We start from the raw sequence: 14,275 nt of genomic DNA on the forward strand, positions 1-14,275 counted from the left end.
CCAGGCCAAGCCAAGGCGCTCAGTCACAGGATCTGTGACTGAGCGCTCAACAACCCTGCCTCAGCTCCTCCATCTGCTCCTCCAGAGGCCCCAGGCCGACGTCACGGCGGCGTTCGTCGAGGCTCTCGGGCTGGCGTATCGGGTACGGGCGCAACGTACCGGGGTTGACGCGGGTGCCGTAGAACTGCGGCAGACCCCGCTCGACGGCGCAGTGGTCGGCGATGTAAGCGAGATGGACGGCGGGACATCGGCCGTCCAGGGTGGCCTGGGCGATCAGGTCGCGGCAGGAGAACTGGAAGTCGAGGTCCGGGGCGTGCAGCAGGATCATCAGGGCTGCGGTCGAGGCGGAGGCGCCCACCCGGTCGGCGGTCGGCCAACCATCGCGGTGGACTACGGCCTTGAGGGCATCGGTGTTGGCGCGGCGGCACGCGACGATGTCGTGCCGGCCCTGCGGGGTGCGGTCGGCCTGCGCCCGCCGCATGAGGTCCCGTTCGTGGTCGGCCCGGTGCTGCAGTTCCGCGGCGAGGGCGGCCACCGACGCCGACGTGCCGGCGAAACGGCTCTCGTCCGCGGCGCCCCTCGTCTTTTCCCCGCCTTGCGTCAGGCGCCCCAGCGCGCTCTTCACCGCTCCAACCCCAGCTCCAGGGTGAACCACACCCGCTTGCCCGGGCTGCCGGGCTCCGGGGGTGAGACACCCCAGTCGTCGGCCAGCGCGGCGACGATGGCCAGCCCACGACCCGACTCCTCGGCTCCATCCGCCGTGCGCGGCCGCGGCAGGAGCGGTGAGTGGTCGGCGACCGTCACCCGCACCTCCTGTTCGGTGCACTCGACGGTGAGGGTGACCGTGTCGCCGGGGCCGGTGCGTGCGTGCCGGACCGCGTTCGCAAACAGCTCGTCCGTGGCGAGGACGGCGTTGTCCAGGTACTCCGGCGGCAGCCGCAGCCGACGGAGTTGCTCGGTGACCATGTGCCGCACGTCTGCGGCACGCGAGGGCTGGGCGGGGATCGTGGCGTGGAGGTGGGGAGGTCTGTTCACCTGGATCACGGTCGGATGCGGCTGACCACTGGGGGCACGGTCTGCCTGTGGGGCGTGTGCGGAGCGGGGCGACGGCCCGTGGCGCTGGGCCCTGGGTGCCGTCATGGGTCCTCCTTGTGGGTGCAGCGCGGTGGGGGAAGTGTTGGCTGCATATGCAGCCAACAACCAGGACCGGCGGCCGGACCAGGGGGTGTGCGGGTTGTCCGGTTGCGGACGCGTAGTGGTGCGGGGGGTATGTTCGAGAGCGTGAGGAACGTGCACGACAGCCGGGCGGGGGCGGCACGCCGGGAGTCCGATGGAGGGTCCGGCGTGCGCGGCAAGCGTGTGCTCGTCACGGGCGGCACACGGGGTCTGGGCGAGCAGATCGTGCGGCTGCTGGTGGCCGAGGGGGCGTGGGTGGCGACCTGTGCGCGTACCGCACGCGACCTGGAGACGATGGCTGGGTCGCTGGCGGGCGAGGACGGCAGGCCCTTGTTCACCCAGGCACTCGACGTCACCGAGCCAGCGAGGCTGGAGCAGTTCACCATGGCAACGGCGGAACGTTTCGGCGGTCTTGACGGGGTGGTGGCGTGTGCGGGCGGCTCTCGCGGCGGCGGCTTCGAGCAGACGGACGCCGCGGACTGGGCCGCGACATGGGAGCTGAACGTCGGCCACGCGGTGCGGCTCGTGCGTGCCGCGATCCCGCATCTGCGGGATGCGGGCGGCGGCTCGGTCGTGCTGATCTCGTCGATCTCCGGCTGGAAGCCGGGGCCGCCGATCCAGTACGGGGCCGCGAAGTCGGCCCAGATCCACCTGGCCGCGTCGCTCGCCCGTGAACTCGGCCCGGACGGGATCCGAGTGAACGCCGTCTCCCCGGGGTCGATGCTCATTCCCGGCCGCCGCTGGGATCGCATGCGCCGGGAGGATCCCGAGCGGTTCGCGGGGTTCGCGGCGGCGGAGCTGCCGGGCGGAGAGCTGGTCGCACCGCAGGAGGTGGCGCGGGTGGTGGCGTTCCTGTTGTCCGACTGGTCGAGTGGCGTCTCCGGGGCCCATCTGCCGGTGGACCGGGCGCAGAACGCCCCGTCTCCGGACGGGTACTGAGGCGGGTCGCCGGGTCACGCCGCGGCCCCCAGCACCACCCGGGACCGGCGCTCGAACTCCCGTACAAGGGGCTCATGGCGGCGGGGCTCCAGCCGCCTGCGGAAGTCGCGCAGGGCCTGGATGGAGCGCTCGCTGTGCACGGTGGCGAGGGTGTCGAGCGCCTCGGTGGCGGTGCCGACGGCCTCGTCCAGCCGGTTCTGCTGAAGGTGGGCCGTGGCCAATACGGAGCGGCTGATGGCCTGGCGCCTGCGGCGGTCGGCGTTGGCGCTCACCGACTCGCTCGCCGTGCGCTCGGCCTGGGCGGCGAGTCCCAGGTCGCGGAAGCAGAGCGCTGATTCGGCCTGGAGATAGTGGCCGTCGAGAAAGCGCACCCAGGGCGACTCCTGTTCGGTACCCCGGCTGACATCCAGGTGCCGCTCGGCCTGGCGCAGAGCCTCGCCCGCCTGCCGCGCGTGGCCTTGGGCCGCGTGTCCGCGGGCCGACATGGCGTACAGGCGCATCAGGCCCAGCGGGCTGCCCGCTCCCTTGGCGGTGACGATGCCCGCCCGGGCCAGGCACACCCCCTCGTCGGGACGGCCGAGGCTGGTGGCCAGATGGGACAGTCCGGCCAGGATCTGCCCGCCCAGGACCCGGTCGCCGCCCTCGGCGCACAGGCGCAGCGCCTGGATCATGTAGCGCTGGGCCAGCCCGTACTCCCCCGCGTCGTACGAGCTCCAGCCGGCCATCGCGGCGAGCCTGGCCGCGGCGGTGTACAGCGGGCGCTGCACCTGTGGTGACGTGCCGCGCCGTTGCAGCATGGGGACGACCTCGGTGGACAGATAGTGCACGATGCTGGTGCGCACCCCGCCGCCGCCGTAGTGGTTGTCCATCTCGTCGAACATGGCGATCATCGCGTGCACCTGTTCGACCGGGCCGCCGTCGGCCACCGGCGTCAGCTGCCCGGCGTCCTGGTTCTCCAGCAGCCACAGCAGCCACTCGCGCTGAGGGTCGGTCAGGGCGCCCGCGACGAAGGGAACCGAGCCGAGCAGGCTGTGCCGGGAGATGTCGGTCGACCCCAGTTCGGCCAGCGCGTGCAGCGTGTCCGCCATGTCTTCGCCGTATGCGAGCGTCCTGGCCACGACCGGGCGTTGCTGGTCGGGATGGAAGCCGAGGTCCGCGGGTGACACGCCGCGGCCGAGCCGCTCGGACAGTACAGCGGCGATCAACTCCGGTGTCCTGCCGCGGGGTTGCTGTCCCTGGAGCCAGCGGGTCACCGACGCCTTGTCATAGCTCGAGTCGGCTCCCTGGCAGTGACCGAGTTCATTGACCCGAAGGGCGAGGGAGGCGTAGGAGCAGCCGGACTCCTTCAGCGCGGTCGCCAGTGCCGCATTGCCTCCGGCGGGGCCCTTGCCCGGGCTCCTTGCGTGTCCGTCGGTCACGGTGGCCATCCAGGTCTCGCTCAGTCCGTGTGCTTCGCCGCACCTGCCGAGCCGTCAAGTAAGCGCCGTCGGGGCAGAGTTGACCTTGCCGCGCCGCTCAGCGCGAGAGGTCCCACGAGAACTATCGTCGCGCAGATACTCGATCCGCAACCTGCGTTCTGATAATTTCGTATCGATCCGCATCGCTCTGTCTGTGTCATGGACGGCGTGGCAAACTGCACGCTGAGATGGCCTCTGAGGGGGGTAGGACGTGAGCGAGAACCGCTCGAGCGGCAGTGCACCCACCGTCCTGCGGATGGTCCTCGGCAAGCGGCTGAAGCAACTCCGGGAGCAGGCCGGCGTGTCCTTCGAGGACGCGGCGCGGGCGATCGAGGTCACCCCGCTCACGGTCCGGCGGATCGAAAAAGCCGAGGTCGGGCTGCGCATTCCGTACGTGAAGGAGTTGCTGCGCACCTACGGCGTCCCGACCGCGGAGATCGAGGACTTCCTCGAACTGGCCCGCAAGGCGAACCAGCCCGGGTGGTGGTACCAGTACCGCGATGTGCTCCCGGAATGGTTCAAGGCCTACGTGAGCCTGGAGAGCGAAGCGTCGGTCATCCGTCTCTACGAACCCCACTACGTCCCCGGCCTGTTGCAGACGCACGAGTACGCCGCAGCGCTGATGCGCGTCGGCTTCCCCGACGAGCCGAAGGAGGAGACAGCCCGCCGCGTCGATCTGCGACTCAAACGCCAGGATCTGCTCGCCAAGCCGGACGCACCGGCCCTCTGGGCCGTCCTGGACGAGACGGTGCTGCGCCGGTCGGTGGGCGGGACCGAGGTGATGCGGGCTCAGATCGACCGGCTGCACGAGGCCCTGGACATGCCGAAGGTCCGGATCCAGATCATGCGTTTCACAGCAGGCGCCCACCCCGGCGCCTTCGGACCCTTCCACCACTTCCGCTTCGGGTTCTCCGAACTGCCCGACATCGTCTACATGGAGAGCCTGGCCGGCGCGGTCTACGTGGACCGGCCGGAGGACGTCGTCGCCTATCTCGAAGTACTGGACCGGATGTCCGTGCAGGCGGAGCCGGTTGATCGAACCCGGGCCATCCTGGGTGAACTGCGTAAGGAGTTGTGATCATGGGATCCAAGGGCCCCATCTACAGCGGTATGTCGGCCTCCGAGCTGGGCACCGAGGGCTGGCACAAGCCCTGGAGCGGTACCAACGGCGGCAGTTGCGTCGAGGCCAAGCGGCTGTCCGACGGCAGCGTCGCCTTCCGTCAGTCCACGGACCCCGACGGTCCCGCGCTGGTCTACTCACGGGACGAGATGATCGTGTTCCTGGAGGGCGCCAAGGCCGGCCAGGCCGACTTCCTGGTCGCCTGAGCACCCACCCCGCCCGGCACACCACTACGTCCGCACAACCGGACAACCCGCACGCCCACTCCCGCCGTGCGGGTCGTCCGTCCACACTGAACAGGTCCGTCGCCTCGAAGGAGTGGTATGCGCGCGTCGCCCCGACTCCCCCGCCGGACCGTGCGTTCCACCCGCCCCGGCCGCACAGCTTCGCGCCGAACCACCAGGGTCGGCCCCGAGGCGGCGGCATGAACCTCCCGCAGGCGCTCATCCGCCACCGAACGCTGGTCATCGAGGGCCCCGACGGCATCTCCCGCAGTCGCCTCATCGCCGGGCTGACCCACCACGGCTACCTGATCCAGCACCTGGCGGACCGTCTGCACCATGTGGACCCGACCCGGCCCTACCGCGAACTCCTCGCGGCACCGGGGCGCGTGGCCCTCGACGGCAGCATCATCCATGAACTCGTCTACGGACCGCTGCGTCGCGGCCACTCCCGGGTGACCTGGATCGAGGCACTCGACTTCGCCGAATCCGTGGCCGAACGCGACGGCGCCCTCGTTCACCTGACGGCACCCGGGCACTTCCCGTGGCCCGCCCCCATGGACTTCGCCGAGGCGGCCGACGCCTACGCGCGGGCGATGCGCACCCTCGCACAACACGTCCCCGTCGTCACCCTCGACATGGGCGACCTCGGCCACCCGCCCCGCTCAGGCGCCCCTGCGCGCTGCGAACTCAGCCGGAACAAGCAGCAGTTGACGGTACGTTGGTAACAGACCTCGTGACGCACGGCAGGAGAACCTCCATGACAGACGGCCGGCCCGCCCCCGACCAAGAAGCACTGTCCAGGATCGACACCACGGTGCCGCACTCCGCCCGCATCTGGAACTACTGGATGGGAGGCAAGGACAACTACGAGGTCGACCGACTCGCCGGCGACGCCTACCGCGAGACCGCGCCGAACATCGAGACCATGGCCCGCGCCTCCCGCCAGTACCTGATCCGCACGGTGACCTTCGTGGCCGGCGAACTCGGCATCCGCCAGTTCCTCGACATCGGCACCGGCCTGCCCACGTACGACAACACCCACCAGGTCGCGCAGCGGATGGCACCCGAGTCGCGCATCGTCTACGCCGACAACGACCCGCTCGTCCTCCGGCACGCCCAGGCCCTGCTCACCAGCACCCCCGAAGGCATCACCGAGTACGTCGACGCGGACCTGCACGAACCGGAGAAGATCCTCGAAGCGGCAGGCCGCATCCTGGACTTCGACCAGCCGGTCGCCCTCATGCTCATGGGCATCCTCGGCCACATCCAGGACTATGAGGAGGCCCAGTCCATCGTCCGCCGCCTCCAGGCCGCCCTGTGTCCCGGCAGCTACTTCGTGCACTACGACAGCACGGACACGGACGAGGAACTCAAGCGGGCACAGCAGGGCTACGACGACACCGGCGCCATCCCGTACGTCCTGCGCAGCCCCGAGCAGATCGCCGCGTACTACGAGGGCCTGGAACTGCTCGAACCCGGCATCGTCTCCTGCCCCCTGTGGCGCCCCGAGCCCGGCACCACGCCCAAGCCCACCGACGTCTACGGCGGCGTGGCCCGCAAGCCCTGACCCACACATGGAGTAAACCCGCCGCCTCCCGTGTTGTAACAGCCTTTACGGCCATGACAACGGGCGGTGGACTGCTGGGAGGGGACGGGAGCCGATGAGCCTTCGTCAGTACGAGTACGCCCTGGCCGTTGCCGAGGAAGGCTCGGTGACGGCGGCGGCGGAGCTGCTGCACGTGGCTCAACCGTCGGTGTCCCAGCAGATCCGCGGCCTGGAGCGGGAACTCGGCGTGGAACTGTTCGCCCGCACGCCGACCGGACTGGTCCCCACCGTGGTCGGCCGCGCGTTCCTGCGGGAGGCGGAGGTCGCGGTGAGCGCGTCGCGGCGGGCGAGGGCGACGGCGCGGGCCGGTGCCGATGAGCTGGTGGGCGAGCTGATGGTCGCGGTGCAGCTGGGCTTCGGCACACGGCAGTTGCCGGGGGCGCTCGGCGCGCTGCGTCGCCGCTTCCCGCGGCTGGAGGTCACCGTCTTCGAGGAGCCGAGTTCCGCCGAGCTGGAGCGGCTGGGGCGCCGGGGCGTGCTGGACCTCGCCCTGATGGCGGCGTGCGAGCAGAGCCCCGACGACGCCCACCACCTCGGCGACGAGGAGTTCGTCGTGGTGCTGGGCGCCGGGCATCCGCAACTCGCCGCGGACCGGGTCGAGCTGCGTGAACTGGACGGGGAGCCGTGGGTGAGGTTCGACCGCGACAGCGCGCTCGACGCCGTGCTGCTGAACGTGCTGCGGAACAACGATCTGACCCCGACCACGGCCGCCCGGGTGTCCCAGACGGCAACGGCAGCGCGCTGGGCCGCCCACGGGCTGGGAGTGACACTCGTCCCGGCCTCCGCGGTGCCCCACGGTCACGAGCACCTCGCGCGCCCGGTGTTCCCGGCCGTGTCCCAGCCCGTCATCGCCGTGGTCCGGCACGGCGCGGGTCCGGCGGAGACGGCGCTGCTCGAACTCCTGCGCAAGGAGACCTGGTCCGAATTCGCTTCCTTCTCACCGGTGTCCTGACCGGCGAGATGGAAGTCGGCGTCGCTGAATTCCCCTTTTTCGAATCCGGCGTTCCGGAATACCGTTTCCGTCAACCCCTGGGGAATTCGCCGCCGTCCACGACGAGATTGCTCCCGGTCAGCCAGCTCGCCCGGTCGGACATGAGGAACAGCACCGCATGGGCGATGTCCTCGGGCTGACCATCGCGCCCCAGCGGAGGGGTGGTGGTGTCCTGGCCCGGCCCCGAGTCGATGCGCGCCCACTGCTCCCTCGTTGCTTCACCGCCGGGGGTGGCGGTTCTGCCGGGAGACACGGTGTTGACCCGGATTCCGAACGAGGCCAGCTCCGCGGCCAGCCCCCGGCTGTAGGCCTCCAGCGCCGCCTTCGCCGTCACGTAGTGCAGGAACGGGGGTGCCACGGTGGGCACCGCGGCCGAGGAGACGTGCACGATCGTCCCCGAACGCCGTTCCCGCATCCCCGGTGCCAGCAGCGCGTCCAGCCGCACGGACGCCAGGAAGTTAAGGTCCAGCGCGTCCTGCCACACATCGTCAGGGATGGCCAAGGCGCCCTTGTACGGTTGCGCCCCACCCACGTTGTGGACCAGGACGTCCACCCCGCCGAGCACCTCCTGCGCGGCCGCGGCGAGCGCCTCCGCGCCGGCCCGTGTCCGTACGTCCGCCTCCACGAAGGCGGCCCCCTCCGGCACCGTGCTCGACGCCGACCTGGCGGTTGTGAGCACCTCGGCACCCGCGTCCAGGAGTTGGCGCACGACGGCCGCTCCGATACCGCGAGAACCACCCGTGACCAGGGCCCGCTTTCCCGCGAGTTCCCGCTTTCCCGATCCGTTTCCGCTCGTGGTCATGCCACCGGTCCTCTCCATCACATATTTCGTCCGCTCGACGGAAAAGGGCAGAGCACGAATCTTCGGAGAAATCGCGGTGAGCACCTCGTCGAGCTGTTTCACCGTACGGCCGGAAAAGAAAGAGAGGCAAAGACCAAATGTCAGCGGGCGCTATAGGGAATTCCTATGGCACCCCAGCCCCTCCGCCCGTGCCCCGCGCACGAAGCGGATCGAGGCGACCCGAGTCACGCGTCCAGGTGGGCGCGAATGAGCGTGCCGAGTCGCTGAGATCGTGCGCGTGGTCGTAGTCGAGGAAGAGCTGCCGTAGCCCTGGGTCGGCCAGGATCTCGGCCTGGTCGTGGAACAGGGTGATCGCACGGTCTGGGTGGGTGGCGAACACGAGGATCCACAGGTCGCGTTGCAGGTCCGCCCATCGAGGCGTGAATCCCCAGCGGGCCAGGTCCTCCAGGTGGGCACCGACCTCGGTGGGCAGCGACGCCAGACGCCCGGCAGCGAGCCGGCACAGGCGCTCTTGCGTCGCCTCCAGGCCACGGATGCGGTCCAGCGGATCTCCGACGCCGGGTACGACGAGGCCGGCAAGGAGCTGGAACGGCTGTTGAAGACACCGTCCGACGGGCGTCGCGAGTGAGCACCCGCGCTGCGGGACGTACGCGCGTATGAACCCGGAAGTACCCGACGGTGATGGGCAGCCCACCAGGAGTCTGCACGTGGCCCATCCCCAGGAAGCCCAACCTTGTGGGGCGCGCGGACGAGCTTGAGCTGACCGACTCGCTGCTCGCCGGGCAGGACCCCACCGCCCGGCACCTGGCACCGTTCGCCGACGCCGTCGGCCGAGGCGCGTCAGTGGTGGTGGCCGTGCCTGCCGAGGGTCTCCACGGGGCTAGCGCCGGGGCGGGTCCACTGCGGCACGGGGCGGCTGGTCGGGCCCCAGGTGGCGGTCCCGTCCGCGTCCGAGCGCCAGTACCAGCAGATCGGCGAGCCATGCCCACCGACCGGCGAGCCTGCCTCAGCGGCCTTGGGCCAACCCTCAGGGTTGTCCTCCCACCCTTCGCGGCGGCCGTAGGGCGTCATGTCGAGCAGGCCGAGGGACCCGTTGACCGGCTCGTTGCCACGGCCTGTCGTGGAGTAGGTGAGGAACACGCGGTCGCCGTCTCGCAGGAAAGAGACGATGTGCCCCATTCCCCCGCCGATCGGCGCCGCCACGCCCCGCACCGAGTACCAGGGCTGGGTGTAGCCCATGAACTCGACGTAGGAGGCCACCTCGTCCCACCGGCCTGTGGTCAGGATGGCGAACGAGACGCCGCGGGCGTTGAGATAGACGGCGTCCTTCATGTGCCAGGCCGTGGTGGTACAGCCCTCGCACTGCCCCTGGTGCGGCGCGCCGTCGTACCACATGTGCTGGTAGACCACGAGCTCGTCGCGGCCCTGGAACAGGTCCAGGAACGGGACCGGGCCGCCGGGTCCGACGACCTCGACCGTCCCGTCGAGCTCCACCATCGGCAGCCGGCGGCGGGCCGCGGCGAGCGCGTCGCCCTCGCGGGTGTGGGCCTTCTCGCGGACCAGCAGCTCGTCACGGGCGGTCTGCCAGGTGGCCAGGTCGACGACGGGCGGGCGGCCGGGCAGCGCGGTGGTCGGGTCATCCGGCGGGTTCGTCATGGTGTCCTCCGTGGTGTCTCGTGCCGCGCAGCGTCGTACGACGCCCTACGACTGTCACCAGAACAGACTCGCGCCCCGGCCGAAACTCATCGCGGCAGGAGGCGCCCTCGTCCCCAGTCCGCCTACCGGTCAGGAATCAAGAAGCACTGGTCACCGAGTCGCACCTAGCGTGATGGCCATGGCATCCATCGAAACCGTCACCCTCGAGGTGGCCGACCCCACGGCCGCCGACCGCTTCTACACCAACGCCTTCGGCCTGGACACGCAGATACAGCTGAGCGCCTCCGAGGCACCCACAACCGGCTTCCGCGGATTCACACTGTCGCTCACGGTGCCCCAGCCCGCCACCGTCAACAGCCTCATCGACAGCGCCCTAGACGCAGGCGCCACTCCGCTCAAGCCCGCCACGAAATCGCTCTGGGGCTACGGCGGTGTCGTACAGGCCCCGGACGGGACGATCTGGAAGGTCGCGACCTCCGCAAAGAAGGACACCGGCCCCGTCTCCCGCCAGATCGACCAGATCGTGCTCCTGCTGGGAGTCGCCGACGTGGCCGCCAGCAAACGGTTCTACGTCGACCAGGGCCTCACCGTGGGGAAGAGCTTCGGCCGCATGTACGTCGAGTTCGAAGCTGGGTCGAGTCCCGTCAAGCTGGCCCTGTACCGGCGCCGAGCCCTCGCCAAGGACGCCGGCGTCACGCCCGACGGCACGGGATCCCACCGGATCACGATCGGCGGCGACACCGGGCCGTTCACCGACCCGGACGGATTTGCCTGGCAGGCCGCCACGCCCGCCCGCACGCCCTGACGTGTCCCCGTGGCGCAGCAGGTCCCGGCGCATCTGCTCCGGGACCTACTGACGTCAAAGATCAGGCAGGGGTGATGTTCTCCGCCTGCGGGCCCTTCTGCCCCTGCGTGATGTCAAAGGTGACCGACTGGCCTTCCTGAAGCTCACGGAAGCCGGAGGCATTGATGTTGGAGTAGTGCGCGAAGACGTCCGGTCCGCCGCCGTCCTGGGCGATGAAGCCGAAGCCCTTTTCCGCGTTGAACCACTTGACGGTTCCGCTGGCCATGCTGGTGCCTCTCAGTCAGTGTCAGGAACCGCACCACGCGGCCCTGGAGAAGAACGCCCCGGTCACCTACAACAACACACCCGCACCACAGCACGGGCACGCCACTGCCAACCACGACATCTCACCGCGACGCTACACGGCAAATGCAGCGGGGAAAACGGTTGGGCGTGATGACGCTCGGGCCAATAACTTGCAGGGGAGCGCCCGAACAACAAGGCACTCCCGGAATGCAACAACCTATGCATTCTGTGGATTTCACTGCGATCGTCGGCCGGGCCAAGCCCTCCGCGGCGTGGAAGCGGACCGTCTCGTCCGGGTCGTCCAGGGCATGCACGAAACGCGCCAGGTCCTGGCCGGTGTTCCCGTCGGTGGCGTTGTCCGTGTCGAGGAGCGAGAGCGCAGCGGCCCGTACATCGGGCGAAGGGGTCCGGTCCACGATCTGCCGTAGGCCGGGCAGCGCCTCCGCCAGGCCTATGAGCGCGTTGTGCGTCTGCCAGACCGTGTTCGGGTCGGCGGCGAGGTGGGCCACCAACGCCCGGGCCACAGAACGGCGTTCCCAGGGGCGGAGTCCGTCGTCCACCAGCGCGTCCAAGCCGTCCACCGCGCTCGCGCGCACCTCGCCGTCGAGGTCGTCCAGGAGTGGAAGCAGCAGCCAGACGGCGTCCCATCGCCCCGCTTGCCCAACGGCCTTCGCGGCGGCCGCACGCGTACGGCCGGGCAACGCGGGGTCGGTGACGGCCGTACGCAGCACCCCGGCGGCGGTCCGCGTCCCCGCGGCCCCCAACGCGTACGCGGCCGACTGGCCGGCCGTGGCATCGCCGAGCCATCGCGTCGCCGGCCCGGTCACCCGTTCCTCGCCCCGTCGGCCCAGCCCATGCAACAACAAGGCCGCGACGCTTGCGGCCCGTTCGGCATCCAGAGCCTCCACCAACGCGTTCTGCGTCTGCGCATCCTCCACGTCGAGCAGTCGACCCGCCACCGCAGTCCGCACCTGGGCCGATTCGTCGCGGAGACCCTTGACCAGCGAATCGAGGAGGCGCTCGGTCCATTGCCTCGGAAGCAGTTGGAGAGCCTGCACACGAGCCTCTCCCGTGCCCTGCTCGGCCGTACGGACCACTTCGGCGCTGACGGCCGGGTCGTCCCGGAAGCTGTACACCAGGCCGCGGGCGCGTCCCCACACGGCGCCTTCCGGGTCGCCCAGGAGCGCCACGAGCGCGGGAACATCACCGGGCACGCCCAGGGCCGTCAAGCCATCCAGACCGTTGATCCGCAGGTGATGGTCCGGATCGCGGAGCAGGGTTGAGAAGGAGTCCACGATCGCCGGGTCGTCGAGCCCGAGCCGGATCGCAGCGCGCGAGGCCCGGCGTCGTACCCACGGATCCTCGTCACCCATCAGGGCGGGCAGCACCCCACGGCCCGCCTCGGCGACCCCGAGCCGGCCGAGCCCCAAGGCCGCGGCCTCACGCACCTCGGGTGCACGGTCGTCCGCAGATCCGACAAGCGCCCAGGCGTGCTCGTCCCGCCCGACCCTGCCCAGCCCTTTCGCCGCGGCCGCACGCCGCCAGGTGTCGCCGTCCTCCAGCCCCCGGAGGAAGAAGGCGATCTGCTGTTCCGATCCCATGAAACCCCGATGACTCAGACCGGTGAGTCGGCCGGAGGTTGTGGCCGCGATGAGAAACGCAGCCGACGGCAGTCATTCCGTTCAGGTAGGCGTCGAGTGAACGGAGAAGGACAGCATGCGGTTCGTGATCAAGATGCTGGCAGCGGCAGTGGCCGTCTGTCTCACCGCGGTTTCCTCGGGCGGGGCGTACGCCGACGAACAGCCGGGCGGCAAGGGTACGCACCAGGGAGCCATCAACGGCGCCCCGTACCGGATCGAGATGCCGGAGCGGTGGAACGGCACCCTGGTGCTGTACAGCCACGGGTACTACCTCAAGGACTTCCTGCCGGAGAAGGTGGCGCTCACGGTGCACGACACGACGGAGAGCTGGCTGCTGCGGCACGGGTACGCACTGGCGGCGTCCGAGTACAAGAACAGGGGTATCGGTTACGCGGTCGAGGACGCCATGACCGACCAGGTCGCGCTGCTGAACCACTTCCAGGCGAAGATCGGGAAGCCTCGCCGCACCATCAGCTACGGGATGTCGCAGGGCGCGGTGATCGCGGCGCAGCTCGCCGAGCGTCATCCCCACAGGTTCGCGGGCACCGCGGGGTTCTGTAGCGAGGTCGACACACCCGGCTCGTGGAACACCGCGCTGGACATCCAGTTCGTCGTGAAGACGCTGCTGGCTCCGAACGCGGACATCGACCTGGTACGGCCGACCGATCCAGCCACCGCTGCGGCGCACGCCGAGGCGCTGGCGGCGGCGGTACGGGACGCCCGCGGTTCGGAGGAGGGACGTGCACGGCTGGCGCTGGCCGGCGCGATCGCCAACATCCCCACCTGGTTCTCGCCGTTCGAACCGGAGCCGAAGAAGCTGTCCGAGCGGATCGTCGCGCAGTCCATGTGGGTCGAGTTCGCGTACGGCTACGGACTCGGTCCCACGGGTCGCCTCGACCTGGAGGCGCGGGCCGGCGGCAACCCGTCGTGGAACACCGGCATCGACTACCGGCGCCAACTCGCCGAGTCCAGCCGGCACGACCTCGTCCGCGAGGCGTACAACGCCGCGGATCTGGACCTCGACGCGGACCTGGACAACCTCGCCGGCGCGGAGCGGATCAGCGCGGACCCGGCCGCTGTCGCGTACACCAAGCAGCACGGTCTGGTCGACGGCACGGCGCAGACGCCGACGCTCACCCTGCACACCACGGGTGACGGCGGGGCCGTCAACGGCCAGGTGCCGTGGTGGGCGGACCAGGTGGAGCAGCACGGCAACGCCGAGTTCCGACAGCTCTACCTCGCTCGCGGCGGGCACTGCTCCTACTCCGCTGCGGAGGAGATCGTCTCGCTGCTCGCACTGCACCGCCACATCGAGACCGGACGGTGGGGGAACCTCGACCCGTCGAGGCTGGACACCGTGGTCGGAGAGTTCGGTCCCGAGTACCAGAAGGTGCTCGACTTCGGGACCGGCCAGACCAAGCCGGTGGCCCCGACGTTCACCGAGTACACACCGCCCGCTTTCCTCCGCCCGACCCGCTGACGCAACGGCGTAGCCACTAAAGGACCGTTCATCAGGATTCTCCAGACCCCCGTCCGATCCGCGGTCTACGGTACGGACGTGCCGCGCTGTGCGC

16 protein-coding genes are annotated in these 14,275 nt (G+C 70.1%); 9 read left to right on the forward strand and 7 right to left on the reverse strand.

Going from position 1 to position 14,275, the window contains the following annotated elements; genetic code table 11:
• Positions 1–46: 46 nt before the first annotated feature.
• A complete protein-coding gene (locus tag KCH87_RS02200) occupies positions 47–625 on the reverse strand; it encodes a DUF6624 domain-containing protein (protein WP_374198938.1) in 579 nt (192 codons plus the stop codon).
• Complete coding sequence (locus KCH87_RS02205) at positions 622–1,035, reverse strand: ATP-binding protein (protein WP_308298725.1); 414 nt, start codon at positions 1,033–1,035, stop codon at positions 622–624. Before KCH87_RS02205 ends, KCH87_RS02200 begins: the two co-directional genes overlap by 4 nt.
• Before the next feature lie 309 nt (positions 1,036–1,344).
• Between KCH87_RS02205 and KCH87_RS02210 the strand changes: the two genes are divergently transcribed.
• Positions 1,345–2,115: an SDR family oxidoreductase gene (locus tag KCH87_RS02210; protein WP_308298726.1), complete on the forward strand. Its 771-nt coding sequence runs from the start codon at positions 1,345–1,347 to the stop codon at positions 2,113–2,115.
• Positions 2,116–2,129: 14 nt separating this feature from the next.
• On the opposite strand, the gene KCH87_RS02215 is transcribed toward KCH87_RS02210, so the two are convergent.
• Positions 2,130–3,542 (reverse strand): hypothetical protein, encoded by a 1,413-nt coding sequence (locus KCH87_RS02215; RefSeq protein WP_210583591.1) that lies wholly within the window; start codon positions 3,540–3,542, stop codon positions 2,130–2,132.
• A gap of 241 nt (positions 3,543–3,783) precedes the next feature.
• Between KCH87_RS02215 and KCH87_RS02220 the strand changes: the two genes are divergently transcribed.
• The 5 genes from KCH87_RS02220 to KCH87_RS02240 all read left to right on the forward strand — a co-directional run bounded on the left by KCH87_RS02220 (position 3,784) and on the right by KCH87_RS02240 (position 7,474).
• A complete protein-coding gene (locus KCH87_RS02220) occupies positions 3,784–4,650 on the forward strand; it encodes a helix-turn-helix transcriptional regulator (protein ID WP_308298727.1) in 867 nt (288 codons plus the stop codon).
• A gap of 2 nt (positions 4,651–4,652) precedes the next feature.
• Positions 4,653–4,898 carry a DUF397 domain-containing protein gene (locus KCH87_RS02225; protein WP_210583593.1) on the forward strand — a complete coding sequence of 82 codons (246 nt, stop codon included), beginning with the start codon at positions 4,653–4,655 and terminating at the stop codon, positions 4,896–4,898.
• A 218-nt stretch (positions 4,899–5,116) separates the two neighbouring features.
• Positions 5,117–5,641 (forward strand): hypothetical protein, encoded by a 525-nt coding sequence (locus KCH87_RS02230; protein ID WP_210583594.1) that lies wholly within the window; start codon positions 5,117–5,119, stop codon positions 5,639–5,641.
• A 32-nt stretch (positions 5,642–5,673) separates the two neighbouring features.
• On the forward strand, positions 5,674–6,483 hold the full coding sequence (locus KCH87_RS02235) for an SAM-dependent methyltransferase (RefSeq protein WP_210583596.1): 810 nt from the start codon (positions 5,674–5,676) through the stop codon (positions 6,481–6,483).
• 94 nt (positions 6,484–6,577) lie between these two features.
• Positions 6,578–7,474: a LysR family transcriptional regulator gene (locus KCH87_RS02240; RefSeq protein WP_210583598.1), complete on the forward strand. Its 897-nt coding sequence runs from the start codon at positions 6,578–6,580 to the stop codon at positions 7,472–7,474.
• A 70-nt stretch (positions 7,475–7,544) separates the two neighbouring features.
• On the opposite strand, the gene KCH87_RS02245 is transcribed toward KCH87_RS02240, so the two are convergent.
• A complete protein-coding gene (locus KCH87_RS02245) occupies positions 7,545–8,315 on the reverse strand; it encodes an oxidoreductase (RefSeq protein WP_210583600.1) in 771 nt (256 codons plus the stop codon).
• 337 nt (positions 8,316–8,652) lie between these two features.
• On the opposite strand from KCH87_RS02245, the gene KCH87_RS02250 reads away from it, so the two are divergent.
• Positions 8,653–8,943, forward strand: coding sequence for a hypothetical protein (locus tag KCH87_RS02250; protein ID WP_210583602.1), 291 nt, complete (start codon positions 8,653–8,655; stop codon positions 8,941–8,943).
• Between the two features lie 212 nt (positions 8,944–9,155).
• Here the strand turns inward: KCH87_RS02250 and KCH87_RS02255 are convergent, their stop codons facing one another.
• Positions 9,156–9,971 (reverse strand): DUF899 family protein, encoded by an 816-nt coding sequence (locus KCH87_RS02255; protein ID WP_210583604.1) that lies wholly within the window; start codon positions 9,969–9,971, stop codon positions 9,156–9,158.
• Positions 9,972–10,149: 178 nt separating this feature from the next.
• Between KCH87_RS02255 and KCH87_RS02260 the strand changes: the two genes are divergently transcribed.
• Complete coding sequence (locus tag KCH87_RS02260) at positions 10,150–10,776, forward strand: glyoxalase (RefSeq protein WP_210583606.1); 627 nt, start codon at positions 10,150–10,152, stop codon at positions 10,774–10,776.
• A 61-nt stretch (positions 10,777–10,837) separates the two neighbouring features.
• On the opposite strand, the gene KCH87_RS02265 is transcribed toward KCH87_RS02260, so the two are convergent.
• Both KCH87_RS02265 and KCH87_RS02270 read right to left on the reverse strand, forming a co-directional pair.
• Positions 10,838–11,041, reverse strand: coding sequence for a cold-shock protein (locus KCH87_RS02265; protein ID WP_210583575.1), 204 nt, complete (start codon positions 11,039–11,041; stop codon positions 10,838–10,840).
• A gap of 121 nt (positions 11,042–11,162) precedes the next feature.
• Positions 11,163–12,662: a HEAT repeat domain-containing protein gene (locus KCH87_RS02270; protein WP_210583608.1), complete on the reverse strand. Its 1,500-nt coding sequence runs from the start codon at positions 12,660–12,662 to the stop codon at positions 11,163–11,165.
• A 115-nt stretch (positions 12,663–12,777) separates the two neighbouring features.
• Between KCH87_RS02270 and KCH87_RS02275 the strand changes: the two genes are divergently transcribed.
• The gene (locus KCH87_RS02275; RefSeq protein ID WP_210583610.1) at positions 12,778–14,181 is read left to right on the forward strand and encodes a hypothetical protein; all 1,404 of its coding nucleotides are present in this window, start codon (positions 12,778–12,780) and stop codon (positions 14,179–14,181) included.
• Positions 14,182–14,275: the final 94 nt, after the last annotated feature.

The organism is Streptomyces sp. GESEQ-35 (assembly GCF_017948485.1).
Taxonomy (GTDB): Bacteria; Actinomycetota; Actinomycetes; order Streptomycetales; family Streptomycetaceae; genus Streptomyces.

Excerpts from the sequence above, each read along its gene's own strand:
- KCH87_RS02215 (WP_210583591.1), bottom strand. The coding sequence starts at position 3,542 with ATGGCCACCGTGACCGACGGACACGCAAGGAGCCCGGGCAAGGGCCCC.
- KCH87_RS02260 (WP_210583606.1), top strand. The coding sequence starts at position 10,150 with ATGGCATCCATCGAAACCGTCACCCTCGAGGTGGCCGACCCCACGGCC.
- KCH87_RS02240 (WP_210583598.1), top strand. The coding sequence starts at position 6,578 with ATGAGCCTTCGTCAGTACGAGTACGCCCTGGCCGTTGCCGAGGAAGGC.
- KCH87_RS02255 (WP_210583604.1), bottom strand. The coding sequence starts at position 9,971 with ATGACGAACCCGCCGGATGACCCGACCACCGCGCTGCCCGGCCGCCCG.
- KCH87_RS02235 (WP_210583596.1), top strand. The coding sequence starts at position 5,674 with ATGACAGACGGCCGGCCCGCCCCCGACCAAGAAGCACTGTCCAGGATC.
- KCH87_RS02245 (WP_210583600.1), bottom strand. The coding sequence starts at position 8,315 with ATGACCACGAGCGGAAACGGATCGGGAAAGCGGGAACTCGCGGGAAAG.
- KCH87_RS02275 (WP_210583610.1), top strand. The coding sequence starts at position 12,778 with ATGCGGTTCGTGATCAAGATGCTGGCAGCGGCAGTGGCCGTCTGTCTC.
- KCH87_RS02265 (WP_210583575.1), bottom strand. The coding sequence starts at position 11,041 with ATGGCCAGCGGAACCGTCAAGTGGTTCAACGCGGAAAAGGGCTTCGGC.
- KCH87_RS02270 (WP_210583608.1), bottom strand. The coding sequence starts at position 12,662 with ATGGGATCGGAACAGCAGATCGCCTTCTTCCTCCGGGGGCTGGAGGAC.
- KCH87_RS02230 (WP_210583594.1), top strand. The coding sequence starts at position 5,117 with ATGAACCTCCCGCAGGCGCTCATCCGCCACCGAACGCTGGTCATCGAG.
- KCH87_RS02225 (WP_210583593.1), top strand. The coding sequence starts at position 4,653 with ATGGGATCCAAGGGCCCCATCTACAGCGGTATGTCGGCCTCCGAGCTG.